This window comes from Methylobacterium sp. Leaf112 (genome assembly GCF_001423295.1).
Lineage (GTDB): Bacteria > Pseudomonadota > Alphaproteobacteria > Rhizobiales > Beijerinckiaceae > Methylobacterium.
The window spans coordinates 1-22,181 of record NZ_LMNG01000022.1; the positions used below are offsets into that span (position 1 = coordinate 1).

Genomic DNA, 22,181 nt, shown 5'->3' on the forward strand with positions numbered 1-22,181 from the left:
TTCAACCGGAGGGACCGCTTCCGGGGTTCTTCCCGTACCGGCATCGACATCCGGCCGCGATAGGGCCGCCACCGGTCGCCCGCCTTCGCCGTTCGAGGACGGAAGCGGGGACCCGAGCCGCCAAAGGGCCCCATCACCGCCGACCAAGGCCAGGATCAACCCAAGTCCAACGAGGATGGCAAAGAGCGCGATGGCAGCCCCGCGGCGTCGCATCGCAGGTACAGCTTGCCTCACGGGTACCGGGACGAGCGTCGTCGCCCCCTTTCGGGAACCGCCACGTCTACGGAACAGGGCGGCGAGCAAACCCACGACGACAAGAAGTATCGCAGGGAACACCCGGAGGAAGGCGCGGCTCAGGCGGGTCAGCATAGTGTTCTTGTCTCCCACGCCACCGTGATCACTGTCCGGGGCTCCCGGTTATCGGGCATTCGTTCGGTCGGGGCGGATGCCCCGGAACACGCCCTCGGGCAGGGGCACAGCGAGCCCCGGTTGTCCGAGGCTCCCGCTTTCATTGTCGAAACGGTTAGTCGTCGGCCTCGCTGGACGATCCGGCACGGGACCGCTCGTAGGCCGCGATGGCCTGCGAGCATCCCTCCGACAGATTCGGGCGATTGCGTTTGAAGCAGGCCTTCACCTCGGGCCCGCCCGGCTTCATGCCAGCACACAGGCGAAGATAATCGCCCCCGCAGTTGGCACGCATCGCCTCCATCTCGGGGCCCTCCTGCGCTTCGGATGGCCGGGAAACGACCAGGGCTCCAACCAGGGCGAGTGCGGTCAGGGCGAGGGTACGATTGTTCATCATGCGATCTTTTCGAGCGGTGGGGCCGGACGGGTTACCCACGCGAGCGGTGGCGCGCGGGGGTCGATGTTCCTTCAACGAGCGGGCTGGCTCGGCGCCGGGGCGGGCGGGTTGGCAAGTTGCTGGCGGACCTCGGCGAGCTTCGCCTGAGCGGTGCTCAGGTCCTGCCGGGCCGAGGCCAGCCGCTCGTCAATGGCTGCCGCCTCCTTGTTGCGGGTGGCCAGGGTCTCGGTCAGCGTGGCCAACTCTCCCTGCGCATCGGTCTGGCGCTTGCGCAGGGCGTCGAGGGCGGCCGTTCCGGCATCGCGGTCGGCGGAGAGCTTCTGCAATGCCTGCTCGGCCTGGCCGCGCTCGGACACGACGCGGTCACGCTGGGCCTGGGCCTCGGCGAGCTCCTTGCGAAGGCTCGCCAACGCCTCCCGCGCCTGCTGGGCGTCGCGGTTCGCCTGCTCGATCTCGGTGTTCAGCTTGTCCTTCGTGGCGGTCAGGGCGGCGACCGCCTGATCCGTGTCCGTGCGCTGCTTCGTAGCCTGCTCGGTCGCGGTCCGGGCGTCGGCCAGTTCCTTCTGGGCGGCGGCGGCGGCCTCGCGGGCATTCTGCTGGCGCTCCTCGGCCTTGGCGAGGTCGGCGGTCTTGGCAGTCGCCTCCTGGGTCATGGTCGCAAGGTCGGCGCGAAGCTTTGCCTCCTGCACGCGGGCGTCCTCCAGGCGGCGTCCAACCTCGGCAAGATCCTGGGTGCGGTCGACGGCGGCCTTCTCAGCGGTGGTGATGGCCTCGCGCAGCGGAGTCAGCTTCCCCTCGGCCTGCGTGACCTGGGACTGTAGGTCGGTGAGCTTCTGCGTCTCGGCCTCGGCCGCCTTCTTCGCCTCGTTCGCCTTGGCCTCGGCCGCCTGCTGCTCCTGGGTCAGGGTCGCTGCACGGGACTTCGCCTCGTCGGCCGCCTTGCTCGCCTGCTGGTCCTGCTGTTGGGCGGTGGCGATCTTGGCCTGGAGCGAAGTCAGGGTGCCGGCAGTCGAGATCTGCCGGTCCAGGTCGGTCCGGAGTGCCGTCTGCTGGGTCTGCAAGTCCTCGATACGGTGGTCACGGGCGCTGCGCTGACGCGCGCCGGCGATGGAGGCGACGATGAGCCAGACCAGAAGCACCGCGGCGATCACCGCGAGGCTGAAGGGCAAGGGGCGTCGGAGTTCGGAACGGTAGTCGATGGCCATGGGGGTCTCGCAAGGTCGGAGAAAGGCGGTGGATCGAACCCCGGCGCGGCGTCGCCCGGCGTCGTGTGTGGCCGGCGCCCTAGGGCACCGGCCTTGTCGTGGGATCAGGCCGGCCGGCGGCCGTCGGCGGCGTAGCGGTCGATGGCCGAGGGCAGCTCGCGCGAGAGGCGGGACAGGAGTGCACCACGGCTCAGGCCGGTCTGCTGGGTCAGGTGGTCGAGGGTGTCCGAGCCGATGGCACGTTCGAGGTCGGCCTCGGGGATGTCGCGGTTGGCGCCCTGGTTGACCCAGGAGTTCGCCGTCTCGCCGTGACCACCCTTGGTGAAGTGGTCGACGAGCTCGCTCAGGCCGCTGGCGATCAGGCCGCCGACACCGGCGGTGCCGAGGCCGCCGAGCAGGCTGCCGAGGTTGCCGATGCCGCCGGTCGTGCCTGTGTTGGACACCGTGTTCGGGATCGGCGGCACGCTGCCATGGTTCGGGCTCAACGAGCGGGTCGACGGGGTGTCATGACCCTTCAGGAGCTCGGCGAGCTTGTCGCGGTTCTGGTAGCCGGCCACGGCCAGCAGGCCCAGAAGCGCGGTCATCGAGGGGTAACCCTTGCTCATCGTGTTTTCCTTTTCCGAGTTGCGTTTCGTACCGGACGAGGACGTCCGGGGTTTCGCGGTCAGCCCGCCGCGTCTGATGCGGAGGCTCCCGTCGATGTCATGCGCCCGGCCAGGTCGGGCTCATCGTCCGGCGGTTGCCCGGCGACGATGGTTCGCTTGACCGTGGAGCGGGCCGCGTCGATGGCGATGGCCGCCGCCGACATGGTCCTGGCCTCGGTCGGCCGCTCCAACGCATGCTTGGCGATGTCGCCGGCAAGGTCGTCGATCTCGCGGGCCAGCGCTTCGAGGCGCAGGGCATCCGCACCGTCCTGCGCCTCGCGACGGATCTCCAGCAGCCGGTCGGTGGCTTCCTCGATACGTTCGCGCCGTATGCGGGACAGGCGCTGCCCCACCCACGCGACCGCCGAGCCGATGCCGCCGCCGAGGAACGCGACGAGGTAGATCCAGGTCTCGTAGCGCTCGACGAAGCCCTGCTGCTCGCGCTCGAAGTAGTCGACGGCCCCCGGATGGATCGGGAGCCGCGCGCTGGTCGCGGCCGCGGTGCTGTCGTAGCTCGGCGCCTGTCGAACAGGTGCTGGGTCACGTCGGCCGCCACCGGGCGGGACAGGTTCGCCCGCGCCATCAGCCGGTAGGAGGCGCCGACGGTGGCCACGTCCTCGGCGGGGATCTTCGGGCTGCCTCCGAAGGTCTCGGCTGGCATGGTCACGGCCTGGAGCCGCGGCAACCGGGCGACGATGGCGTCGGCGTTCGCGACCGTCACGAAGGCGACCTTTCGATTCTTGCTCGCCCCTTGCACGATGCCGATGATGCGCTGGGCCGCCTGCGCCGTCGGCGAGATCACGGAGATGACGGCGTCGATGCGCTTCTTCGCGAAGGCCGCAGCGAGGTCGGCCTCGGGCATTTCGACCAGGGCGACGTGACGGGGCGGCAAAGGCCCCTCGGGATCCTTGTCGAGGAGCGTCAGGCCGTAATGCTCGACCATCGCCTTGATCAGGGCTTGGTCGGCATCGCGGTGGGCAAGTATGGCCAGGCGCTTGCGGTCGAGGTCCGGGAAGCTGGTGAGCCCGGACGCCTCGGGGGACGCGATGATCATCGCCTGGTCGCGCAGGATCGCGAGCGTCAGACCATTATCGGGCAGGTCGACGTCCGGACGCACCACCGCGAGGTCGGCGCGGCCGTCCTGGAGCGCGGTGGCGCTGTCGCGCACGTCGTCGAAGGGCAGGATCTTGAGGCGGATCTCCTTATGACGCTTAGCCAGGGCGTCGGCATAGGCCTGGATCACGGCCGGCTCGGTGCCGTCGCTGGGCGCCACGGCGATGGTGAGCACCGTGGCGCGCGACATCCAGTAGGCCGCCGCCGCCCCGAGCCCGAGCAGCACCGCGAGGGCGAGGAACGCGAACTCGCGGCGCAGGACGAGGCCCGGAAAGGTCACGGGGTACGGGCCTCGGCTCGGCGGGGCCATCCGGCTACGGGCAAGGGTGGCGGTCGCCGTCGTTGCCGAGGTACGTCCCGCTCGACGCGTCGTAGGACCGGAAGCGACGGGCGCATGCGGCCACGACCTCGGGGCCCGGACCACCCTGTACGACCACCGGGGCGGCTTGCGCCTGCGAGTTCGCGATGGCACCGCCGATGATGGCGCCCGCCGCAAGGCCGGCTACGCCCGCACCCACCGCGGCACCGACGCCGGGTCCGCGACGGTAGCCGTAGCCGCGACCGTAGCCATAGCCATAGCCCCGCCCGTATCCGCGTCCGCCACGCCATCCATGCCGATGACCGAAGCGACGGTACTGCACGAAGTCGGTCGGCAGGTCACCGCGCACGAGCGCTTCGATGGGTGCTGAGGAGGTTGGTGCGGCATGGGCCGGAAGCCCGACCAGGGCGGCGGCGACGGTAGCGGCGAGGGCGAGGGTCAGCTTCATCGTGGATGGGTTTCCTGAATCGGTTTCACGCGGAAGGGGAAGGTCAGTAGCCCCGACGCTTTGGCGGGGTGACCGAACGGCCGCCGAAACGGCGGCTGACGTAGGCGATGACCTTCGGGAGGAGGAAGGCGGTGAGAAGCTTGCGGATCATGGAGTGATCTCCGAGGTCAGTGGGTCAGCGCTTGGAGCGGGACAGCCAGCCCACCGCGAAGGCGACGGCGGCGAGGCCGAGCAGGGCGGAGGTACGATTGTCGTCGGCGTAGCGGACGGCCTGGCGGCCATAGGTGGTGCCGCGCTTACGGGCGTGGCGGGCGAAGTCCCGGCCTTCCGAGATCAGGTTCCCCGCGCGGTCGCGCGCCTCGTCGACGAGATGACGGCCGTCCTCGATGAGGTTGCCGGCGCGATCCCGGACTTCGTGGGCGATGTCGCGCCCGTCGTCGATGAGATCCTCGGCACGGTCGCGGGCGCGGCCGTAGGCGTACTGCGCACCACCGGCCATCTGGTTGACGGCGCCACGCACCTGACGGGCCGGATCACCGGTGATGCCGCCGACGGCGGTCTGCGCGCGACCCTTGAGGTGGCGGGACGCGCCGCGGAACTGGTCTCCGTTCATGGGATTCTCCTGCGTACGAATTCAATGGAGGCGGCGGGACCCGAGCGGGCCGCCGCCGCCGTCTCGGTTCAGTGCTTGCCGGTGACCTTGTCGACGACCGAGGCGACGCCGTCCTTGGCCTCGCCGACGGTGCGCTGGGCCTCGCCCTTGAGTTCCTGGGCCTTGCCCTCGACGACGAGCTTGTCGTTGCCCGTGACCTTGCCGGCGGCCTGCTTGACGTTGCCGGCCGCCTCGTTGGCGAGGCCCTTCAGCTTGTCGGTGGTGCTGCTCATGGGATGTCTCCTTGGGTTCGGTTGAGGTGGGCTTCTATGAGGAGGCCGGCCGGTCTCGGTGACCGACCGGGAAACAGCTCAGACGCGACGGGCGTCGTAGGCGTCGGCGAGGGTGTGGAGCTTCGGGGCGCCGAGGCGGCCGCCGAGGAAGCCGGCGAGCGCGCCGAGGATCAGGGCGAGCGCGCCGTAGAAGGCACCCTGGGCGGCGGCGGACTTGGCTACGACGGCCGCCTGCTCGGCCTTCACCTTGGCGGTGGCGACGGTCTCTTCGTACTGCTTCTTGTAGTCCTGGATCTGGGCCTTNGGCGGCGGACTTGGCTACGACGGCCGCCTGCTCGGCCTTCACCTTGGCGGTGGCGACGGTCTCTTCGTACTGCTTCTTGTAGTCCTGGATCTGGGCCTTGGCCTGATCGACCGGGATGTTCTGCGCCTTGGCGAGAGCGTCGGCGGCGCGGTTCTCGGCCTGGGCCTTCTGGGCCGGGTCACCCGTGAACAGGGCGCGGATGGCGGCGACGGCGGCGTCCTTGGCGGCCTGCGGGTCCTGGCCGGCGGCCTGGTTGCGGACCGACTGCTCGATCCCGTCGAAGGGGTTCGAGATCTTGGACAGCGAGGGAGCCGCGGCCTGGGCCGCAGTCTGCACGGTGCCACCCACCAGCGAGCCGGCGCCGCCGAGCGTGCTGGTCACGCCCGAGAAGGCGCCGCCGATGAGGCCGCCGGCCGCCGAGGTCAGCAGGTAGAGCACCACCAGGGTGGTGACCGCCCATGACACCAGGCCGTGCAGGCCGGCCGCACCGGTGACGGGCTTGCCAGACAGGCGACCGGCGATGAAGCCGCCGGCCAGCGCTGCGACGATGCCCGAGCCCACGAACCAGATGCCGGCGCTCAGCGACAGGGTCGAAGCGGCCGGGTTGTCGGCGGCGTTCGCTCCGACGCTGGACAAGCCGACGCCGACGCCGACCATGTTGAGGATGACCTGGGTCACCAGGGCAGTGACGGCGCCGGCGAAGATGGCGCCCCACGAGACCTGGTTCAGCAGAACGGTGCGGGTGTCGGCCGAGGCCGCTGCGGGAGAGGTCGCGAGAAGGGGGGAAGTGGACACGTTACTTGTACTCCGGGTGGTCGGTCGTCCGAGTCGTTCGGTCGTTCGAGGGGTCAGTCGGGGGTTGGAACTCTTGGGTCCGACCGCGCAGTCCCGGCGCGGTCGGACCGATCAATCGCGGCGAGATCAGTCGCGGCGGTGGATGAGCAGGCCGAGGCCGTAGCCGAGGAGGCCAGCCACGAGCAGGGCGGTAATGGGATGCTCGGCGATCTGGCTGGTCGCTTCGCGGCCACCCTCGCGCAGGTAGCGGCCGCCGTTCTCGTAGGCGTCCTCGGCCCGGTCGTAGGCATCGCGGCCGGCGCCGCGAACGGAACGCTCGGCGCGGTCGTAGGTGTCGCTGGCGGCACCCTGGGCGCGGCGCGCGCGGTCCTCGATGTCGTCGGACCCGATCAGGTTACCGACCGTGTCGCGAACCCGACCGCCGATGTCTCGGGCCGTGTCGACGACGGTGTCGGCGGCGTCGCGCACGGTGTCCTTGGCCTGGCCGTATAGGTTCTCCGCGGCGCCCTGTGCCTCGCGGGCGCGGCCCTCGACCGAGTCCCGCTTAGAGCCGGTGAGATCGCCCACCGTGCCCTGAACCTTGCCGCCGAGTTCCTTGGCGGCGCCCGTGATGCGATCCGTATCAACCATGATGTTTGTCCTGTTCAGATTTCTGTTGTGTTCGTCAGGTGCGACGCATGACCGAATCTACGGTTTAGAAGCGATCTTCGGTTTCACGTCGGACTTCGGTGATTTCTGCTGAGACTTGCCCTCGGCTTCGACCTTCGGGTCGCCGACCAACTTTCCAATGGCTTCCTTGATCGAGCCTTTGATCTGGTCGGATGTGTCGGTCGTCTTCTGCGCGCTCACGGGATGCTCCAAAGCCTGGGCGATTGAAACATCCATCAAGTGGCCCGACTATCCCGGCGAGCAATGATGCAGATGTACCAGTTGAGTAATTTTATTTGCGTGGTTCGGTTAACGGAAATCCGTTGTCCCGGCCCCAGACGATGGCCTCGGAGCGCTTGTGGACGTCGAGCTTCCGGTAGAGCGACGCCGAATGGTTCCGCACCGTGTTCTTGGACAGGTTGAGCCGCGTGGCGATGGCGCTGTCCCCGAGCCCTTGACAGATCAGGTCGAGGATCTGGCGCTCTCGCACCGAGACGTTCGGGACGATGCCGTCCTTGTGATCGGTGCCCGGGCGACGCAGGTTGGCGAGTTTCTCGATTAGGCCGCGACTGAACCAGGAGGTGTCGGCCATCACGGCCTCGACGGCCTCGAACATCTCTCGTTCGGTGCGCTTGCGCTCGGTGATGTCCTGCAGAACCATTAAGGCGTAGGTCTCGGAACCGATCTCGACCCGCTCGGCCGAAACCAGGCAATCGAAGTTGGTGCCGTCCTCGTGCTTCAGGCAGACCTCAAGGCCGAGCACATAACCGGTTCGCGCCACCGCGGACTCGAACTTGATGCGGGCGGCATCGTGCACCCACAGGCCGAAATCGGCCGGCGAGCGTCTGGAGACCTTGTCGGCGCCGTAGCCGAACACCCGGGTGAAGGCTTCGTTCGCGCCCGTGATGGTGAAGCCGTCGGCGCGGGCCAGCAGGGTGGGCGCCGGGGTCAGGTTGAATGCCTTTGCAAAGCGTTCCTCGCTCTGGCGGAGGGCCGTCTCGGCCTTTCGCCGTAGGTCCAGGTCGGCGAAGGTGAACAGCATGCACGGCTCGTCACCGAGCTCGATGGGCTGGCCGGCGACGATGACGTAGCGCGATCCGCCGTCGGGGAGATCGAGGCAGGCATCCATCTGCGGGATGGTGCCACCGCTGTTCAGGCGCGAGATCGCGAGGTCGCGGCTGCGGGCGCCTGCCAGGACATCGACCTCGTAGACGCTGCGGCCGATCACGGCGTCCCTGGTGTAGCCGGTCATCTCCAGGAAGCCGAGATTGACCTTGACGTGGCGCAGGTCCGACAGCCGGCAGATCACCGCCGGTGCCGGATTGGCATTGAACGTGGTCTCGAACCGTTCCTCGGCCTCGAACTGCTCCGAGACGTCCTTCAGGATGAGCGCGAGGCAGCTCGGATTGCCCTCCCGGTCGGTGGCGACCAGGCTGCGCAGGGAGTGGACGAAGTCGACGTCCGGCCGGTCGATGCGCTTAACGTCGACGATGACGTCGTGGAAGCGCTCGCCCGAGACGACCCGCTCCATTGGGTACTGGTTCGGGGTGTGATTGTTGCGGTATCGCAGGGCGAAGCGCTCGCGGTAGGCGTCCACCGTCTCGCCGAGCTCGTCGACGGTCTCGGCGCCGTGCATCGCGAGGGCCGCCTCGTTGGCATAGGCGATGGTCTGGTCGGGCTCGACCAGGATCACGCCCTCGCTCAAGCCGGCGATGATCTGCCGGAGCTCGTGCCTGTCGACGCCAACCGTCACCTTCGACCACCTTCCCTGCTGCTTGGATCAAGCCAGGCCGTAACAGGTGGTTGGGGAAGACGGTTCCGATGCGAGCGAGCGAATGGCTGGTATATCTGGATCATTGACGTGAACGTGAACGATCAGCCACAAACCGCTACGTGTTTTCTACCGTAGAGGGGCGGACAGATCCGGTCGACGACCGGAAGAAGGTTGAATCTTCTCGCATGTACTTGAGCATGATCTCCAACGAACCTTCGCCTGGCGAGGGATTGCCCCGCCATGTCCAGGATTTGATCGGACGGAAACTCGACGAGCTCATCCCGAGAGCCGACGCTGTCGATTCTGACACCCGGCTCGGTCGGGTGCTGCTTCGGCTCAAGGCCGCCCTGCTCGACGCCGAGGCGGAGCGACAGGTCACGAAGGCGTTCGGCGAAGAGCTTATCGCCCTCGTGCCGCGCCTTCGCCGCTTCGCCCTCGTTCGCACCGGAAACGCCGCGGAGGCCGACGACATGGTTCAGGCGACCCTGATGCGGGCCTGGGAGCGCAGGTCCCAGTTCGAGGACGGCACCAACCTCGTCGCGTGGCTGTTCACGATCCTGCGCAATACGCACCTGAACCAGCGCAAGCGCTCGCGACGCGAGGTCGAGGACGTCGACGGGGCATTCGCAGGCGCGCTTTCCTCGGCGCCGGACCAGGAGCACCGCGTGGCCCTGTTCGAGTTGCAGGCCGCCCTGGATGACCTTCCCGTGGAGCAGCGCGAGACCCTGCTGCTGGTGACGGTGGATGGGCTCCGGCACGAGGACGCGGCCGTCATCCTCGGCTGCCAGGTCGGTACCGTGAAGAGTCGGGTCAGCCGGGCGCGGGAACGTCTCGCCATCGCCCTGGGCCTATCATGACGGTGCACACGCCTGCACCGGATGCCGAGGGAACCGTCCCGCCCTTCGATCCGGCACCCGTCGCCGCGCGGGTGCAGGCCGCTCTCGACGGCTACCTGCGGGAACGCGCGCCCGACCAGCGGGTGGCGTTCTGGAAGGCGGTCGCGCTCGGATACGGCGGGAACTTCGAGACCCTGGCCGGATACGCGTTACCAGCGCCGTCGAAGACTTCGTCCTGAACGGGCCATCCATCGAACACGGTTCGGTGAGGGCGCCACGGAGACTGCATTTTACCAGGTCTTGGCCCAGAAAAATGATGCGTCTGCATCATTGAGCGATTCCGAGACGGTCATATCTCCCGGTCAACGCCGAACGCGTCGGTGCGAACGGCGAGCGAATACCGGAGTTATGCCGGACTTCATGAGTCCCCCCGATCAGGTCCGGCATGGCCGCAGGGCCGGGCGTCGTGCCGCTCCGGGCGCACGTCCGGCCCGAAGGCCATCCGTCACGAACAGGTTGGAGGATTCCAGATTGGCCAATTCCGGCGCGCCTGAACCCACACCCGGGGCGGACGACCTCACCGAGGCGCCCCCGCGGCCTTTCCCGGGCGAGCGTCCGCTCGGGTCGGACGAGCCGTCGGAGCCCTATGGGGAAACTCCACCGAACGATTCGCCTAGGCCCGGTATCGGTCCCGAGCGGCCGGCGGCGGAGCCGACCGCCCCGTGACGACGGAGCTGAGCGCGTTTCGGGAGGACTACGAGACGCAGGCGATCCAAGAGGCCATCGAGTCCGGCATGGCCCGCCGCGAGCTCATGGAGACCTTGGGCGGCCTGCGGATCAGCGACTTCATCCCGCCCCATGCCGGAGAACCGGTCGCGGATTATGCGGCCCGGGCAACGGGCGAGCTCATGGTCCGATACCTCGCGCAGGATCAGGACGACACCGTGCCACCCGTTTAGCGGGCAGGCCCTGGAGAGGAATTGATGTCATCCCATCCCAAGTTCGCCGCGCTGTGGCTGAGCATCGCGTGCGCCGTGCCTTTCCAGGCCGCAGCGCAGGCGGGCTTCGACGGACAATGGTCCGTCACCGCCACCGTCGAGGACGGCGGCTGCACGGGTCCCTACCGGTACCCCATCGTCATTCGTGACGGCGTCGTCGATGACGCGAGCGGCAGCGGGGCCGATGCATCGGGACGCGTCCGCAAGGACGGTCGTCTCGTCGGCTCCATAAAAAGCGGGCTTGCCGACATCGCCGTCGAAGGCCGCCTCCGGACAGCCGCGGGAGCCGGCCGCTGGAACCTCTCCGGTCCAATCCCTTGCCGCGGCCGCTGGACGGCAAGCAAGGCAGGGTAATCACGGTGATCGCACTGACGCCAGCCTGCCGGGTCGAGCGCGAACATCATCCCTGAAGAAGCGCAACTCCAGCTCAACGTCCGCACGTACGACGACGCGGTCAAGCGGGTCGTCGACGGGGAGGCCACCATCTCCGGCGCCCCGAAGCCGCCCCTCCTCACCAGGTTGGGGCGGTTCCCCTTGACGGTGAATGACGAGGACGCGACCGCCAAGGTGACCGAGGCCTTAAAGCGGCGGCTGGGAGAGGACCGCGTGCAGCCGGCCAGCAACGCGGCCGCTAGCGAGGACTTCACCGTCTTCGCCCGGGCCTGGGACGTGCCGTCGGTGTTCTGGTTCGTCGGCGGGACCGACCCGAAGCTTTACGCCGAAGCGGAGAAGGCCGGGACCCTGAACGAGCTCCCCTCCAATCACTCGCCCGAGTACGCCCCCGTCCTGACGCCGACCCTGCGCACCGGTGTCGAGACCATGCTGGCCGCCGCCGGTAGCTGGCTTGCGCCGGCGTCCCCGCCGTCGGACGCCCGCTGACGGACGTCCCCCCGGTCGGGTCAATCTACCTTTCGACCGGGGAGCGATGTCTAAACTTGGATGGATGGGCCCGGATGCGACCGGACAGGTCTCGACCCAACATAGCCATCCATCGCACGCTTCGTATCATCCCGAAGAAGACGTTCGATTCATGGGCGAGGGCAAAGTATAGGGATCGCTCAAGGGATTTCTAAGAGCAGCTTCAGGCACGCAGAGCCCCTGGTGTCAGGCCGTCCTCCCGACGCATCACTGATGTCAGGTGGCTTTGGCTGGAGAACCCGCATGTCAAAGCGATTTCTGCCAGACTCATGGGCCCGCCGAGGATGAGTGTACGCGCATGATCGAGACGCATGCGGGTAAGGTACTGATGAGGGCTCGTGCCGGTGCGCTGCCGGAAGGTGCGGAGCAATTGGCTGGACGAGAGACCGACCACGCTCGCGATGTCGTCAAGCTTGACGGTACCGGCAAAATTCGCAGACATGTAATCCCGCAGTCGCCTGAACTGTCGGTCGGACAAACCGGCACCGACCTGTTTTACGCTGCGGGCGCCATATTGCTTGAGCAAGTGGAACCCTAAAAGGTTCAACAGCGAGTCCAATTGCAGGTCTGGCATGCCCGTATCGGCGTCGCATCGGAGCTCGTCACGGAGCATTTCGCCTAGAATGGCCACACGGCGATCCAGAACAGGTAATGCGTCAGACATGACGGTAGCTGAAGGCAGGTCTAAGCTGTCTTGCGCCACTTTATCGAGCCAGCGTTCCGACAGGGCGAAAGCCGCAACCTCCTTGTGCTCGTGCCATCGCGCCCAGTAATCCGCACCAGCAGGCACAATCTCGCACATCCCGCTGGTGGCGGACGCAGTGCGTATCCTCGTCCCACCTAACCGCGTCTCGCGATTTGCGAATGGCGCGAACGAGAACAATACCAAATGATGGGGAATGGTTTGGCTGATCTCCCCGGCATCTCGCTTATTCCACGCCGCCGTGCCGAAATCCGTTCGGACGAGCCGCCCCCAGTTCGGCACGGGATCTTCGGCGGTGGCGACGTCGGGAAAGCCAGGCTGGTCGATTTGATCCATAATCGCTTTCCGTCCGGAATGCGCGGCTTCTACTACGAACGCGCAATTTCTGAAAGCCAAGCTTGGGAGCTTCGGCTAGTTTTCCTCTTATCGACAAAGAGGAAAGACTATGACAAATACAAACGCAGGCGGGGATCTCAGTGGCAAGATCGGATTGGTTACTGGCGCAACGCGCAACCAAGGAAGAGCCTATGCTGTGATGCTAGCGCAGAATGGCTGTCGCGGCGTAGCGGTTCACTATCATGGTGAGCGTTCGCGCGGCGAGGCTGAGGAGACCGCCGCCGAGATCGAGCACCTCGGCAGCACCCCTTTCCTAGTCAGTGCGAACCTTGCGCGGGTCAGCGAAGTGACAGAACTCTTCGATGCAATCGACCGTCAGTTCGGGCAACTGGACATCGTGGTGAACACCGTCGGCAAGGTGCTGAAAAAGCCCTTCGTAGAGATCACTGAAGACGATTTCGACCAGAGCTTCGCGGTCAATACCAAGGCTGCCTTCTTCTGCATGCAGGAGGCCGCGAAACGCATCTCGGATCACGGTCGGATCATTAACATAGGGACGACACTACAAGCCGCGACCACCGGACTGTACTCGGTCTACGCGGGGTCGAAGGCACCCCTCGAACATTTCACCCGGGCCCTGGCCAAGGAAATCGGCGCTCGGGGTGTCACGGTGAACACGGTCGCGCCGGGTCCCTTGAACACGTCCTTCTTCTACCCGGCCGAAACCGAGCATTCCACTGAATTCCTGAAGGGTATGAGCGTCCAGAATCGCTTGGGCGAGATCGACGAGATCACGCCCCTCATAGCATTCCTGGCCGGGCCGAGCAGCGGTTGGGTTACGGCACAGACCCTGTTCATCAACGGTGGATTTATCGCACGCTGAGACCGGCGGCGAGTATTCCGAACCCCTGGAGGGATATGTGATTGTCATGTGATTGCCGCTCCGCTGCAGCGGAGCGGCAATCACTGTCTCATGACCCATCCGGATGTCCGTCATCTCGTCCCCATGCAGATCAGTGGCACGAGACAAATTGCAAAGCTTGATCGACGCGCGCCCGTGGATTAAGAATTTACCAAATAATCGCAAATTTAGTTTTTTCTGTAATTTGCGCTGAAATCGATCCAGAGGGAGCATCTGCAGTGCGATCTGAAGTTTCCTCCTACCCTATGATATTCGCAGTTATGCAAGGCAGAGCGCTTGACTTTCTTCGAAGCTACGCCGCGTTGATCTACATTTTTCTATCCGCAGCCGTCATATTTCTGTTCGACACATGGAGCCCATTACATTTTGCCGTCGCTGTTCTTTATAGCGTCGTCGTGGTTCTGGCGAACCTCTGGTTTAAGCGCCTTGGCACGATCAGAACTGCGGCGTTCTGCGCATTTCTAACAGGCCTGAGCTTCATCATCACTCACGGCGCGGATCTGGAGAGTGCTGCCTCGGCCCGGACATTGATCAGCCTCGCTGCCATTGCGATCACGACGAAACTGGCTTTGTTAAACATCGTCACTCGCGAGCGGCTAATCATGGTCGGAAAAGAAAAAGACAACTTGGCTCGGTTTTTCCCGCCCGCCATCGTCGAGCAAATCGCTAAGAACGACATTGCGCTATCGACAACGCGCTACGAACCTGCCGCGGTCCTGTTCGTCGATATGATCGAGTTCACGAAATTCTGTAGCGCTCTGCAACCGCAGGACGTGATCGCCATGCTTCGTGAATTACTATGCTCCCTGAGCGCCAGTGTGTTCGAGCACCAGGGCACCGTGGACAAGTTCACGGGCGACGGTTTGATCGCAGTATTCGGCTTGCCCGTCTCGAACGACCTGAGTGCCACGAACGCCGTACGATGTGCGCTGACCATGCAGGCGAGGCTCCAGGCATGGAACGATGAACGTGCGGCGTCGGGACTGGAAGCGGTCGCCGTTGCCATCGGGATCCATTACGGCGATGTCGTGCTCGGCGATGTCGGATGCGAAAGCAGGCTGGAATTGACGGTCCTGGGCGATACCGTGAACGTTGCGAGCCGCGTCGAGCATCACTGCCGTGAAGATAAGGCCTCGATCCTGATCACGGACGCTGTAGTCAGGCGCATGCAGAGCGAAGGAAGCGAGGGAACGGTAAGAAGATTCACGGACCGAGGTTTTCACACGATCCGGGGACATTCGGATGCCATACGACTGTTCGCAATTCCAAGAGATGGAGTGCTAGACGTCGATCAGCTTTAAGCAGGGTGATGATATCTAGGTATTTTGGATGGGTCGCTGCCAATACGACGCATCCAACCGTGTCCGAACTATGGTTCTTCAGGCACAAAAACTGACCGACCGCTTACCACCCATTGCGGATGTTCGTGGCGGGTACCCCAGACCCAATCCAAAGGGGAACGGCTCTAGCCGAGGATAGGGAGCGTTGGGCTGCCCGGCACCGGTGGGTGCCCAAGGGCAGACAGGATCGCGTCCAGGCCGTCGGTCAGGGCCGCGGGCCCGGGCTGGAGGATGAGGGGCGACTTGATCTCGTGGATGCGCCCCTGAGCTACGGCCGGCATATCGGCCCAGCCTGGACGTAAGGCAATGCGGGACGGCACGACCTTCTTCCCACACCAAGATGCGAGGATGACCTCGGGCGCCGCCGCAAGCACCGCCTCGGGCGATACGATGCGGTCCTTGGCGGCCGCCTGCCGGGCAAGCTCTGGAAAGACGTCATCGCCGCCGGCGATGCCCACGAGCTCCGACACCCAGCCGATGCCTGAGATGAGCGGTTCGTCCCATTCCTCGAAGTACACCCGGGCCCGGGGTCGCCCACGGACGAGGTCAACCACCCGAGCCAGGCGGTCCTCGTAGCCGGTCGTAAGCGCCTCGGCCCGGTCCCGGGCGTCGACGAGTGCCCCGAGGGTGCGGATCATCGCCAAGATGCCCGCGACGTCGCGATGGTTGAAAGCGTGCACCGCGACGCCCGCCCGCACGAGATCGACGACGATGCCAGCTTGAAGATCGGAGAAGGTCAGCACCAGGTCAGGTGTCAGGGCAAGGATCTTGGGGATGTCGGCGCTGGTGAAGGCCGAGACCCGCGGCTTCTCCCGACGCACCCGGGCGGGCCGGACGGCATAGCCAGACACGCCGACGATGCGGTCCTCCTCGCCCAGCAGGTACAAGGTCTCCACCGTCTCCTCGGTCAGGCAGACTATGCGTTCGGGCGGGAAGCGACGCATAAGGTCCGTGGCCTTATGAAATCGAGCCAGCGTTTAGACGCGCTTCCGGCTCATCCCACCGGACATGCCTTCACAACAGCATCCACCCTTTTTGGCCTTCATGCTCTCGTGGCCCATCGCCATAGAGCCCTTACCGCACATCGGCGCCTTGCCCTTTCCGCCTCCGCAGCAGCTCATTGCCATCGCGGGCGCGGAGCCCAGCATTACCAGGGCAACCGTGGTCAGGAGCAGCTTCTTCATGGGACTTCCTTATTCGGACTTCATCTACCCCTACCATTCCTGAGCGCAGGACCGAAGTTGGCCCCCGCTCACCCGAAGGCTTTGGGGATCACGATACCAAGCGCGGAAGTGAGCCCGGGACCTGCCAATACAAGGGTTGCGAAGCTTGCTTAGCCTTCGACGATCAGGCAGCAGGACGCCCTTCTGTGGCTATTCACACGCGGCCCAGCCTCGGTATCAAGCGTACCTAAGCCAAGGCTTGGTCCCAACCGGCTAGGCTAAATAGGAGTGCAACGCGGTCCAAAGGTACTTGCAGATAGGTGCGCACCGTCGACTACGTCTTCGCCAACAACGAACCCAGTTGCGGCAAAGCTGTCGTCAATCGTTTACGCGCCTCCAAATTCCGAGCCTCCTTAGAGTCGCTCAAATCTGAACGTTCGCGAAACTGAATACTAAATTCGAGTTTAATGTATCCTTGCGGCCCGGACCTACGGCCGGGGGAGCGGGGGCGGGTCGGCCATATCCGGCCCACCCCAATTGTTCAGGCCTTGCCGGTGACCTTGTCGGCGACGTGCTTGGCGCCGTCCTTGACGTCCCCGGTCGTCTTCTGGGCGTCGCCCTTGAGTTCCTGCGCCTTGCCCTCGGCCTTGAGCTTGTCGTTGTCGGTCGCGTTGCCGATGCCCTGCTTCACGTTGCCGACGGCCTCGTTGGCCAGACCCTTGATCTTGTCGGTGGTGCTGCTCATGGCGCTTCTCCTCACCCGGGACCGGAGCGGCCCAGGGGCTCAGGAACGGCGTCCGGATCGATCCCGTTCCTGATCGTGGTTCACGGCTGCGCGACGGATGGCTCTCGGAGATCCGGCTATTCGTGCTGATCTTCGGGGAAACGAGGATCCTCACGCCTTCCCCTGCATCCAAATCATCGCCAGGGGCTTGCGAAAACCGCATCGGATCGTTGCGGGGAACGCTGCGTCTTGGCTCCGACAACGCAAACGGGACAGGTACAGCCTCGATGGCAGGCTGCCCCGTCCCGTTCGTGCCGTCTCGACGGAAAGTCCCTTGCCCCTCCAGGCCCTCGAAAAGGCCGTTCATCCTATTGGCCGACGGTGGAGCCTGTGGAGGTCGTCGACTTGACCGGCTTCGAACCCGGCTCGTGCGTCATCGTCTTGGTGCGGGATTCGACGCTCTCGCCGTCGCGGACCTTGGTCTTGGTCTGAGATTTCGAGAAGGTGCCGCCGTCGTGAGCCATCGCCTTGGCCTGCCCGTTCAGGCCGCCGTTCCCGGTCTCGTTGACCTTCGCGCGATCCATGGTCTTGGCCCCTGCGGCGCTGCCGCCCGTCGCGAGCGACGAGCCGGTGGCGCCGTTCGCCCCCGTGGACGTGCCGCCGGTGCCGACCGTCGACGCGGAGGTGCCACCGACGGCGGCCGAGCCGGCGCTGCCGCCGGTCGCGCTGCCGCGGGTCTGGGCCTCGGCCATCGCGGGGGCGAGAAGTAGCCCAAGGGCCGCGAACGCCGGAATGATCCTGGTCATCGTCATGTCAGCCTCACCTCTTGTCCTTGGGAACGGTGACTACGCAATCGCCGTCGCCCGTGGTGGTCATCGTCGTGCCGTTGCCGGAACTCGAACTGGAAGCCGAGCTGCTCGTCGTGCCATTCGCGGATCGTGTGGTCACGGACGGGCCACCGGTCGTGGAACTCTTCACGCCGTCCGGGCCGGCCGTGACCGAACTCGACAGCGCCCCGGTGTTCCTCGCGTCGTCGGAGTGGACGACCTTGCAGGGCTTTCCGTTGGCGCCGGTGTTAACCGTCGTGCCGCCCGAAACGCCGTTCGGACCCGCGGTGACGGTGCTGGTTTGGGCATGGCTCGCGGCGACCCCGGCAAGGGCGAGGGCGCCGCCGAGAAGCGGCAGGATCAGGCGCGCCATGGTGCAACTCTCCTCGGTAGCGGGACGGGCGCGGTCCCGTAGGTCCGCGCCCGAGGTTTTAGGAGCGCGCCGGCTCAGCGCTTGTTGTGGCCGGGCGCGTTCTCGGAGTTGCCGTGACCGCCCTTGTCATGACCGGCCGCGCCGCCCGACTTCCCGGCACCGTCGGACATGCCGGCCGACGAGCCGCCGGTGCCGACGGTCGAGCCGCTGGTGCCCTTGCCGGCCGACGAACCGCCGGTACCCACGGTCGAGTTGGAGCCGCCGCCCGTACCGGCCGACGAGCCGCCGGTGCCGACGGTCGAGGAGCTGGTGCCGCCGCCCGCCGACGAACCGCCGGTGCCCAGCGTCGAGGACGTGCCCGCACCGGTGCCGGAGCCGGCGGACGAACCGCCCGTGCCGACGGTGGAGGAGCTGGTGCCGCCGCCGGCCGACGAGCCGCCGGTGCCGACGGTGGAGGACGACTGCGCGACCGCCAGGGCGGCGCCGCCGAGGACGAAGTTGGTAGCGAGGGCGGCGACGCGAAGCTGCTTCAACATGGTTTTCTCCGGTTGTTCTGGTCGTTACGGAACAACAAACGGAGACCCCGGAGATACCGTTCCAAAATAACGCAGCATTGAAGAGCAATCGGCCTGAATGAATGGCAGATTAACACAGTGTGTATGTTTGGTTCAGTCATAGATCTACTGTCGGGACATTGCCCGGCGGACGGTTCTTCGCTCCGTCGATTGCCAGGGCGTTCGCTCCTGGCTGATCCATCGCATCCCTCGGTCGATCCGTATGGGGGATGCGAGATCGGCCAGGAACGGCGATCCTCGCGGGACCGTTCCCGTTGCAGGAAGCCGGGCGTCAGGTTCGGGCATGGAGGGGTCGCCAATGGGCCTCACCGAGACCCGAGACTCCCGGCGGAACGGTTTGCGGTCGCCGCACATTCCTGGGCACCCGATCCGGGCTCAGGAGAATATTCATGCGTCGCTTCGTTCTCGCCCTCGCCGCCGTCACCGCCCTGACCGGCCCCGTCCTCGCCAAGGACGAAGCCCCCACGCCTCCGGCCACCGTCAAGTTCGCTCCCGTCCCGCAGGACGCGGTGTTGAGCTACAACCTGATTGGCCTGAACGTCGTCGACGGCACCAACAGCAACGTCGGTGAGATCGAGGACATCGTCATCGAGAAGGGCAAGCTCGCCGGCTACATCGTGTCGGTGGGCGGCTTCCTCGGCATGGGCGAGCGCTACGTCGTGATCGACCCATCCTCTGTGGCCTTGACCTACGACACGGGCGCCAAGAAGTGGAAGGCGTCGGTGAATGCGAGCAAGGATGCGCTGAAGGCCGCCCCCGAGTTCAAGTACGACGGCAAGTTCAAGCGTTGAGGCCGCGGGCGGGAGCGCTCGTCGCTCCCGCCTCATGGGCGAGTTCGAGCTCCAGGGTGACGTCGTTCAGGTAAAGGGCGATGCGGCGCACGGCCCTGCGGTCCCAGCCATCGACGTAGAAGCCGACGGCCCAGGGCTGGCCCTCGTAACGATGGAGGACGCTTTCGCCCATCAGGGCGATCTCGCGCTCGGACCTCGCCTCAAGGACGCGCCGTTCGTCACGGGTCACGAGCGTCACGCGGAAGTGCCCGTCGATCATGGTGGTCGGCCTCCGCGAACCTATCCCGTTACTCGCCCGGCCGCTCGCATGGACGAGACAACGGCGCAAGCGGCGAAACCGATCCGCGATTTGCAAGGGACATGCGTTGGTATCCGTGCGCGGACGGGGAGCCGTGAGGCTGTGCGGCTCCGGGGAGGCGGCAGGAACGGTATTGGCGCCCTTGGGATTACGATGGTCCGCACCGACCGCGCAGGGGGGTGTCTCGCCCGAGGGGCAAACGAACCGAGGCTGGTGCATGGTCACGTCCCGATTGGCGGCTTACGCCTTGTTCACGGTCGTCCTCGCTTCTCCGGTCGGCGTACGGGCCGGCGATGCCCCCAAGGTACTCTTGCACCGCAACTACTGCGGGCCGGGCAACAACGGGCCGCTCGCGCCCATCGATGCCCTCGATGCGGCCTGCGCCCATCACGACGACTGCACGCCCGACAACGGACCGGCGACGAAGGCGTGCAACCTACGCCTCCAGGCTGAGGCCGAGGGTGTAGCCCAGGATCCCCGGCAACCTGACGAGCTTCGGGCCATGGCCGGCGTGGTTGCATCAGGCGCCGCGATGATGCCGTCGGCCCCCGCGCCCCAGGCTATGGTTTCGGTCCGCCCAGCCGAGGAAGGCGCCGAGGTGCGTCTGCCTCAGGACACCGGGAACGACGAGATCGATGGCGGCGAGACACCACCCGATTAGCGATAGCAGCCGGGCCCGACACGAGGGGGCCGGCGTTCCGAACCGGTCGACCACGTTCTGTTGGTCGAGGGCGTTAAGGACGGGATCGGGATCGCAAGAGTGCGGTGCAACTGATTCCGGAGCTTGATGTTGCTACGGCGGAAATCCGACGGCTCGCCGTTGGGCGGGAGGGGCTCGCCATCCCTCATGAGGGCCGAACGCCAGTGCCCGATGTCCTTCCGGCGCAAGGAGACGACACCATGTCCAACAAGCTGCTTCTCGCCATGGCCGCCGCCGGCCTGTTCGCCCTCCCGATGACCGCCCAGGCACAGGGAATCCTGCGCGGTGCCGCCGAGGGCGCCGAGCGCGGTGCCGATGCGGCCGGTCCCATCGGTGGCATCGTTGGCGGCGCAGTCGGCGCGGCCACGGGCACCGTCGGCGGCATCCTCGGCGTCGAGGATCGCCCGCGCTTCCGTTCCTACGTCCGCGAGCGCGGCGTCCGTTCGTATAGCTGGGGTGGCCCGGTGAGCGTCGGGACCGTGCTGCCCGACGAAGAGGTCACCTACTACGACGTGCCCGAGGAGTACCGGACCCGTCCGGGCTATCGCTACACCATCGTCAACGAGCGCCCGGTGCTGGTGGACCGCAGCCGCCGCATCGTCGAGGTCATCGACTGATCGACCCAGCGCCGGACCCGTTCCGGCGCAATCGCCTGCCTTGGGAGCCCCCCGGTGATCGCCGGGCGGGCTCCATTTCATTCGGGCCCAGGTTTCCTTCAGGTCGCGGCAGCTTGGCGAGGCTCCATCCCGAGCGAGCCGATTAGGTAGGACCGCGCACGGCTGACCCGGCTTTTCATTGTGCCGACCTGGCAGCCGATCATCTCCGCGGCGGCCTCGTAGGTCACGCCCTGCGCCGCCACGAGGACGAGCGCCTCACGCTGTGAGGCGGGCAGCTTGCCGAGGTGCTGCCAGACCCGCCGCAGGTCGCCGCTGGCCTCCTGCGCCGCCGGCGCTACGATCTTGCCGGCCAATACGCCGTCGGCATCCTCCACCTCGCGTTTCCGCTTGCGGCAGTCGGTGTAGAACTGGTTGCGCAGGATGGTGCAGAGCCATGCCATCAGGTTGCTGCCGGGCTCGAAGCGGTGTCGGTTGGCCCAGGCCTTCAGCAGCGTCTCCTGCACGAGGTCGTCGGCCGCGGTCGGGTTGATGGTCAGCGATACCGCGAAGGCCCGCAGGCCCGGAAGGGCGTCGAGAAGCCCTGCACGGAAGGCATCCGGCACGGCCGGAGTGGCAGGGGTCGATCCGACATCCAATCGGGCGATCAGTTCGAGGAGGGTCGATGGCTGATCCTCATCAAGGATCGACGCATAGAGTGCCTTGAGCTCCATACCGAGATGAACCCTGACGGCCTCGGGTATCCCGCTCCCGGATGCGACCTTGATCGCCGTCATCGCCGGATCGTTTCCGGTGCGGGACGATGCCCGTCCAAGGTTGCCAGCGATCATGCCTATTCCCCACCTCCACTCGACGGTGCGCAGCCCGGTCAATCCGGCAATGCGGTCGGGAGGTTCTGGCAAAATCTGCATGAATGCTGACTAACGAAGCCTTCATCCGATTGTCGGGGGAGCTTGGCCCCAACTGCCGCCGTCGGTTACGAAGTCGGAGTTCGGATCGATAACGCATCGTCACGAAGCGGTGGATGCGCCCCCGTCCTAGGCTCTGGACTCATAACCAATAACTGACGGTCGCTGCGATGGAGACGGCGGCGAGATAGTTGGTTGCGAGCCTGTCGTATCGCGTG

General features: G+C 66.0%; 28 protein-coding genes and 3 pseudogenes. 10 read left to right on the forward strand and 21 right to left on the reverse strand.

What is annotated here, in order from left to right:
• Positions 1 to 523: 523 nt before the first annotated feature.
• From ASF52_RS10285 to ASF52_RS10330, 12 genes and pseudogenes are all read right to left on the reverse strand, one after another.
• A complete protein-coding gene (locus ASF52_RS10285) occupies positions 524 to 802 on the reverse strand; it encodes a hypothetical protein (RefSeq protein WP_244473772.1) in 279 nt (92 codons plus the stop codon).
• 71 nt (positions 803 to 873) lie between these two features.
• Positions 874 to 2,007: a hypothetical protein gene (locus ASF52_RS10290; RefSeq protein WP_056171481.1), complete on the reverse strand. Its 1,134-nt coding sequence runs from the start codon at positions 2,005 to 2,007 to the stop codon at positions 874 to 876.
• Between the two features lie 104 nt (positions 2,008 to 2,111).
• A complete protein-coding gene (locus ASF52_RS10295) occupies positions 2,112 to 2,612 on the reverse strand; it encodes a YidB family protein (RefSeq protein WP_056171483.1) in 501 nt (166 codons plus the stop codon).
• A gap of 59 nt (positions 2,613 to 2,671) precedes the next feature.
• Positions 2,672 to 4,074: pseudogene (locus tag ASF52_RS10300) on the reverse strand (TAXI family TRAP transporter solute-binding subunit).
• A gap of 4 nt (positions 4,075 to 4,078) precedes the next feature.
• On the reverse strand, positions 4,079 to 4,531 hold the full coding sequence (locus tag ASF52_RS10305; RefSeq protein ID WP_056171485.1) for a BA14K family protein: 453 nt from the start codon (positions 4,529 to 4,531) through the stop codon (positions 4,079 to 4,081).
• A 175-nt stretch (positions 4,532 to 4,706) separates the two neighbouring features.
• A complete protein-coding gene (locus tag ASF52_RS10310) occupies positions 4,707 to 5,144 on the reverse strand; it encodes a CsbD family protein (protein ID WP_056171486.1) in 438 nt (145 codons plus the stop codon).
• Positions 5,145 to 5,212: 68 nt separating this feature from the next.
• The gene (locus ASF52_RS10315) at positions 5,213 to 5,416 is read right to left on the reverse strand and encodes a CsbD family protein (RefSeq protein ID WP_056171488.1); all 204 of its coding nucleotides are present in this window, start codon (positions 5,414 to 5,416) and stop codon (positions 5,213 to 5,215) included.
• A 78-nt stretch (positions 5,417 to 5,494) separates the two neighbouring features.
• Positions 5,495 to 5,651: pseudogene (locus ASF52_RS23065) on the reverse strand (PhnA-like protein); the annotation flags it as partial.
• Positions 5,652 to 5,720: 69 nt separating this feature from the next.
• Positions 5,721 to 6,515, reverse strand: a pseudogene (locus ASF52_RS23205) (PhnA-like protein); the annotation flags it as partial.
• 126 nt (positions 6,516 to 6,641) lie between these two features.
• Complete coding sequence (locus ASF52_RS10325) at positions 6,642 to 7,145, reverse strand: CsbD family protein (protein ID WP_056171490.1); 504 nt, start codon at positions 7,143 to 7,145, stop codon at positions 6,642 to 6,644.
• Between the two features lie 57 nt (positions 7,146 to 7,202).
• Positions 7,203 to 7,364: a CsbD family protein gene (locus ASF52_RS22580; RefSeq protein WP_244473773.1), complete on the reverse strand. Its 162-nt coding sequence runs from the start codon at positions 7,362 to 7,364 to the stop codon at positions 7,203 to 7,205.
• 91 nt (positions 7,365 to 7,455) lie between these two features.
• A complete protein-coding gene (locus ASF52_RS10330; RefSeq protein WP_056171492.1) occupies positions 7,456 to 8,916 on the reverse strand; it encodes a helix-turn-helix transcriptional regulator in 1,461 nt (486 codons plus the stop codon).
• Between the two features lie 344 nt (positions 8,917 to 9,260).
• Between ASF52_RS10330 and ASF52_RS10335 the strand changes: the two genes are divergently transcribed.
• The 5 genes from ASF52_RS10335 (at position 9,261) to ASF52_RS23210 (ending at position 11,650) form a co-directional block, all read left to right on the forward strand.
• Positions 9,261 to 9,794 (forward strand): sigma-70 family RNA polymerase sigma factor, encoded by a 534-nt coding sequence (locus tag ASF52_RS10335; RefSeq protein ID WP_244473774.1) that lies wholly within the window; start codon positions 9,261 to 9,263, stop codon positions 9,792 to 9,794.
• On the forward strand, positions 9,791 to 10,012 hold the full coding sequence (locus tag ASF52_RS10340) for a hypothetical protein (protein ID WP_056171494.1): 222 nt from the start codon (positions 9,791 to 9,793) through the stop codon (positions 10,010 to 10,012). The genes ASF52_RS10335 and ASF52_RS10340 overlap by 4 nt, the downstream gene beginning before the upstream one ends.
• 483 nt (positions 10,013 to 10,495) lie before the next feature.
• Positions 10,496 to 10,732 (forward strand): hypothetical protein, encoded by a 237-nt coding sequence (locus ASF52_RS10345; protein WP_056171496.1) that lies wholly within the window; start codon positions 10,496 to 10,498, stop codon positions 10,730 to 10,732.
• A gap of 24 nt (positions 10,733 to 10,756) precedes the next feature.
• Entirely contained in the window at positions 10,757 to 11,125 is a 369-nt protein-coding gene (locus tag ASF52_RS10350) for a hypothetical protein (protein ID WP_056171499.1), read from the forward strand.
• A 252-nt stretch (positions 11,126 to 11,377) separates the two neighbouring features.
• Positions 11,378 to 11,650, forward strand: a complete 273-nt coding sequence (locus tag ASF52_RS23210; protein ID WP_244473775.1) for a hypothetical protein — start codon at positions 11,378 to 11,380, stop codon at positions 11,648 to 11,650.
• 202 nt (positions 11,651 to 11,852) lie between these two features.
• Here the strand turns inward: ASF52_RS23210 and ASF52_RS10360 are convergent, their stop codons facing one another.
• Positions 11,853 to 12,728: a helix-turn-helix domain-containing protein gene (locus ASF52_RS10360; RefSeq protein ID WP_056171501.1), complete on the reverse strand. Its 876-nt coding sequence runs from the start codon at positions 12,726 to 12,728 to the stop codon at positions 11,853 to 11,855.
• A gap of 109 nt (positions 12,729 to 12,837) precedes the next feature.
• Here ASF52_RS10360 and ASF52_RS10365 point away from each other — a divergent pair, with 109 nt between their 5' ends.
• Together ASF52_RS10365 and ASF52_RS10370 are read left to right on the forward strand one after the other, a co-directional pair.
• Positions 12,838 to 13,611 carry an SDR family oxidoreductase gene (locus ASF52_RS10365; RefSeq protein WP_056171503.1) on the forward strand — a complete coding sequence of 258 codons (774 nt, stop codon included), beginning with the start codon at positions 12,838 to 12,840 and terminating at the stop codon, positions 13,609 to 13,611.
• A 341-nt stretch (positions 13,612 to 13,952) separates the two neighbouring features.
• Positions 13,953 to 14,951, forward strand: coding sequence for an adenylate/guanylate cyclase domain-containing protein (locus ASF52_RS10370; RefSeq protein ID WP_162241022.1), 999 nt, complete (start codon positions 13,953 to 13,955; stop codon positions 14,949 to 14,951).
• 164 nt (positions 14,952 to 15,115) lie between these two features.
• Here the strand turns inward: ASF52_RS10370 and ASF52_RS10375 are convergent, their stop codons facing one another.
• The 6 genes from ASF52_RS10375 to ASF52_RS10400 all read right to left on the reverse strand — a co-directional run bounded on the left by ASF52_RS10375 (position 15,116) and on the right by ASF52_RS10400 (position 18,613).
• Positions 15,116 to 15,934, reverse strand: a complete 819-nt coding sequence (locus ASF52_RS10375) for a cobalamin-binding protein (RefSeq protein WP_056171507.1) — start codon at positions 15,932 to 15,934, stop codon at positions 15,116 to 15,118.
• 33 nt (positions 15,935 to 15,967) lie between these two features.
• Complete coding sequence (locus ASF52_RS22000) at positions 15,968 to 16,174, reverse strand: hypothetical protein (protein ID WP_082515279.1); 207 nt, start codon at positions 16,172 to 16,174, stop codon at positions 15,968 to 15,970.
• Between the two features lie 520 nt (positions 16,175 to 16,694).
• The gene (locus tag ASF52_RS10385) at positions 16,695 to 16,898 is read right to left on the reverse strand and encodes a CsbD family protein (RefSeq protein ID WP_056171512.1); all 204 of its coding nucleotides are present in this window, start codon (positions 16,896 to 16,898) and stop codon (positions 16,695 to 16,697) included.
• Between the two features lie 347 nt (positions 16,899 to 17,245).
• Positions 17,246 to 17,689, reverse strand: coding sequence for a hypothetical protein (locus ASF52_RS10390; RefSeq protein ID WP_056171513.1), 444 nt, complete (start codon positions 17,687 to 17,689; stop codon positions 17,246 to 17,248).
• 7 nt (positions 17,690 to 17,696) lie between these two features.
• A complete protein-coding gene (locus ASF52_RS10395; RefSeq protein ID WP_056171516.1) occupies positions 17,697 to 18,077 on the reverse strand; it encodes a hypothetical protein in 381 nt (126 codons plus the stop codon).
• 74 nt (positions 18,078 to 18,151) lie between these two features.
• Complete coding sequence (locus tag ASF52_RS10400) at positions 18,152 to 18,613, reverse strand: hypothetical protein (RefSeq protein WP_056171518.1); 462 nt, start codon at positions 18,611 to 18,613, stop codon at positions 18,152 to 18,154.
• Between the two features lie 428 nt (positions 18,614 to 19,041).
• On the opposite strand from ASF52_RS10400, the gene ASF52_RS10405 reads away from it, so the two are divergent.
• Complete coding sequence (locus ASF52_RS10405; RefSeq protein WP_056171520.1) at positions 19,042 to 19,443, forward strand: PRC-barrel domain-containing protein; 402 nt, start codon at positions 19,042 to 19,044, stop codon at positions 19,441 to 19,443.
• Here ASF52_RS10405 and ASF52_RS10410 read toward each other — a convergent pair.
• Positions 19,433 to 19,702: a hypothetical protein gene (locus ASF52_RS10410; RefSeq protein ID WP_056171521.1), complete on the reverse strand. Its 270-nt coding sequence runs from the start codon at positions 19,700 to 19,702 to the stop codon at positions 19,433 to 19,435. The genes ASF52_RS10405 and ASF52_RS10410 overlap by 11 nt on opposite strands.
• A gap of 256 nt (positions 19,703 to 19,958) precedes the next feature.
• On the opposite strand from ASF52_RS10410, the gene ASF52_RS23215 reads away from it, so the two are divergent.
• Positions 19,959 to 20,402, forward strand: a complete 444-nt coding sequence (locus ASF52_RS23215; RefSeq protein ID WP_244473776.1) for a hypothetical protein — start codon at positions 19,959 to 19,961, stop codon at positions 20,400 to 20,402.
• A 239-nt stretch (positions 20,403 to 20,641) separates the two neighbouring features.
• On the forward strand, positions 20,642 to 21,058 hold the full coding sequence (locus ASF52_RS10420) for a DUF1236 domain-containing protein (RefSeq protein ID WP_056171526.1): 417 nt from the start codon (positions 20,642 to 20,644) through the stop codon (positions 21,056 to 21,058).
• Positions 21,059 to 21,156: 98 nt separating this feature from the next.
• On the opposite strand, the gene ASF52_RS10425 is transcribed toward ASF52_RS10420, so the two are convergent.
• A complete protein-coding gene (locus ASF52_RS10425; RefSeq protein WP_056171529.1) occupies positions 21,157 to 21,831 on the reverse strand; it encodes a sigma-70 family RNA polymerase sigma factor in 675 nt (224 codons plus the stop codon).
• Between the last annotated feature and the right edge of the window lie 350 nt (positions 21,832 to 22,181).

What these genes read in the sequence shown, in the direction of transcription:
- ASF52_RS10285 (WP_244473772.1), bottom strand. Translation starts at nt 802, where the DNA reads ATGATGAACAATCGTACCCTCGCCCTGACCGCACTCGCCCTGGTTGGA.
- ASF52_RS10290 (WP_056171481.1), bottom strand. Translation starts at nt 2,007, where the DNA reads ATGGCCATCGACTACCGTTCCGAACTCCGACGCCCCTTGCCCTTCAGC.
- ASF52_RS10295 (WP_056171483.1), bottom strand. Translation starts at nt 2,612, where the DNA reads ATGAGCAAGGGTTACCCCTCGATGACCGCGCTTCTGGGCCTGCTGGCC.
- ASF52_RS10305 (WP_056171485.1), bottom strand. Translation starts at nt 4,531, where the DNA reads ATGAAGCTGACCCTCGCCCTCGCCGCTACCGTCGCCGCCGCCCTGGTC.
- ASF52_RS10310 (WP_056171486.1), bottom strand. Translation starts at nt 5,144, where the DNA reads ATGAACGGAGACCAGTTCCGCGGCGCGTCCCGCCACCTCAAGGGTCGC.
- ASF52_RS10315 (WP_056171488.1), bottom strand. Translation starts at nt 5,416, where the DNA reads ATGAGCAGCACCACCGACAAGCTGAAGGGCCTCGCCAACGAGGCGGCC.
- ASF52_RS10325 (WP_056171490.1), bottom strand. Translation starts at nt 7,145, where the DNA reads ATGGTTGATACGGATCGCATCACGGGCGCCGCCAAGGAACTCGGCGGC.
- ASF52_RS10340 (WP_056171494.1), top strand. Translation starts at nt 9,791, where the DNA reads ATGACGGTGCACACGCCTGCACCGGATGCCGAGGGAACCGTCCCGCCC.
- ASF52_RS10350 (WP_056171499.1), top strand. Translation starts at nt 10,757, where the DNA reads ATGTCATCCCATCCCAAGTTCGCCGCGCTGTGGCTGAGCATCGCGTGC.
- ASF52_RS10360 (WP_056171501.1), bottom strand. Translation starts at nt 12,728, where the DNA reads ATGGATCAAATCGACCAGCCTGGCTTTCCCGACGTCGCCACCGCCGAA.
- ASF52_RS10365 (WP_056171503.1), top strand. Translation starts at nt 12,838, where the DNA reads ATGACAAATACAAACGCAGGCGGGGATCTCAGTGGCAAGATCGGATTG.
- ASF52_RS10375 (WP_056171507.1), bottom strand. Translation starts at nt 15,934, where the DNA reads ATGCGTCGCTTCCCGCCCGAACGCATAGTCTGCCTGACCGAGGAGACG.
- ASF52_RS22000 (WP_082515279.1), bottom strand. Translation starts at nt 16,174, where the DNA reads ATGAAGAAGCTGCTCCTGACCACGGTTGCCCTGGTAATGCTGGGCTCC.
- ASF52_RS10385 (WP_056171512.1), bottom strand. Translation starts at nt 16,898, where the DNA reads ATGAGCAGCACCACCGACAAGATCAAGGGTCTGGCCAACGAGGCCGTC.
- ASF52_RS10390 (WP_056171513.1), bottom strand. Translation starts at nt 17,689, where the DNA reads ATGACGATGACCAGGATCATTCCGGCGTTCGCGGCCCTTGGGCTACTT.
- ASF52_RS10395 (WP_056171516.1), bottom strand. Translation starts at nt 18,077, where the DNA reads ATGGCGCGCCTGATCCTGCCGCTTCTCGGCGGCGCCCTCGCCCTTGCC.
- ASF52_RS10400 (WP_056171518.1), bottom strand. Translation starts at nt 18,613, where the DNA reads ATGTTGAAGCAGCTTCGCGTCGCCGCCCTCGCTACCAACTTCGTCCTC.
- ASF52_RS10405 (WP_056171520.1), top strand. Translation starts at nt 19,042, where the DNA reads ATGCGTCGCTTCGTTCTCGCCCTCGCCGCCGTCACCGCCCTGACCGGC.
- ASF52_RS10410 (WP_056171521.1), bottom strand. Translation starts at nt 19,702, where the DNA reads ATGATCGACGGGCACTTCCGCGTGACGCTCGTGACCCGTGACGAACGG.
- ASF52_RS23215 (WP_244473776.1), top strand. Translation starts at nt 19,959, where the DNA reads ATGGTCACGTCCCGATTGGCGGCTTACGCCTTGTTCACGGTCGTCCTC.
- ASF52_RS10420 (WP_056171526.1), top strand. Translation starts at nt 20,642, where the DNA reads ATGTCCAACAAGCTGCTTCTCGCCATGGCCGCCGCCGGCCTGTTCGCC.
- ASF52_RS10425 (WP_056171529.1), bottom strand. Translation starts at nt 21,831, where the DNA reads ATGACGGCGATCAAGGTCGCATCCGGGAGCGGGATACCCGAGGCCGTC.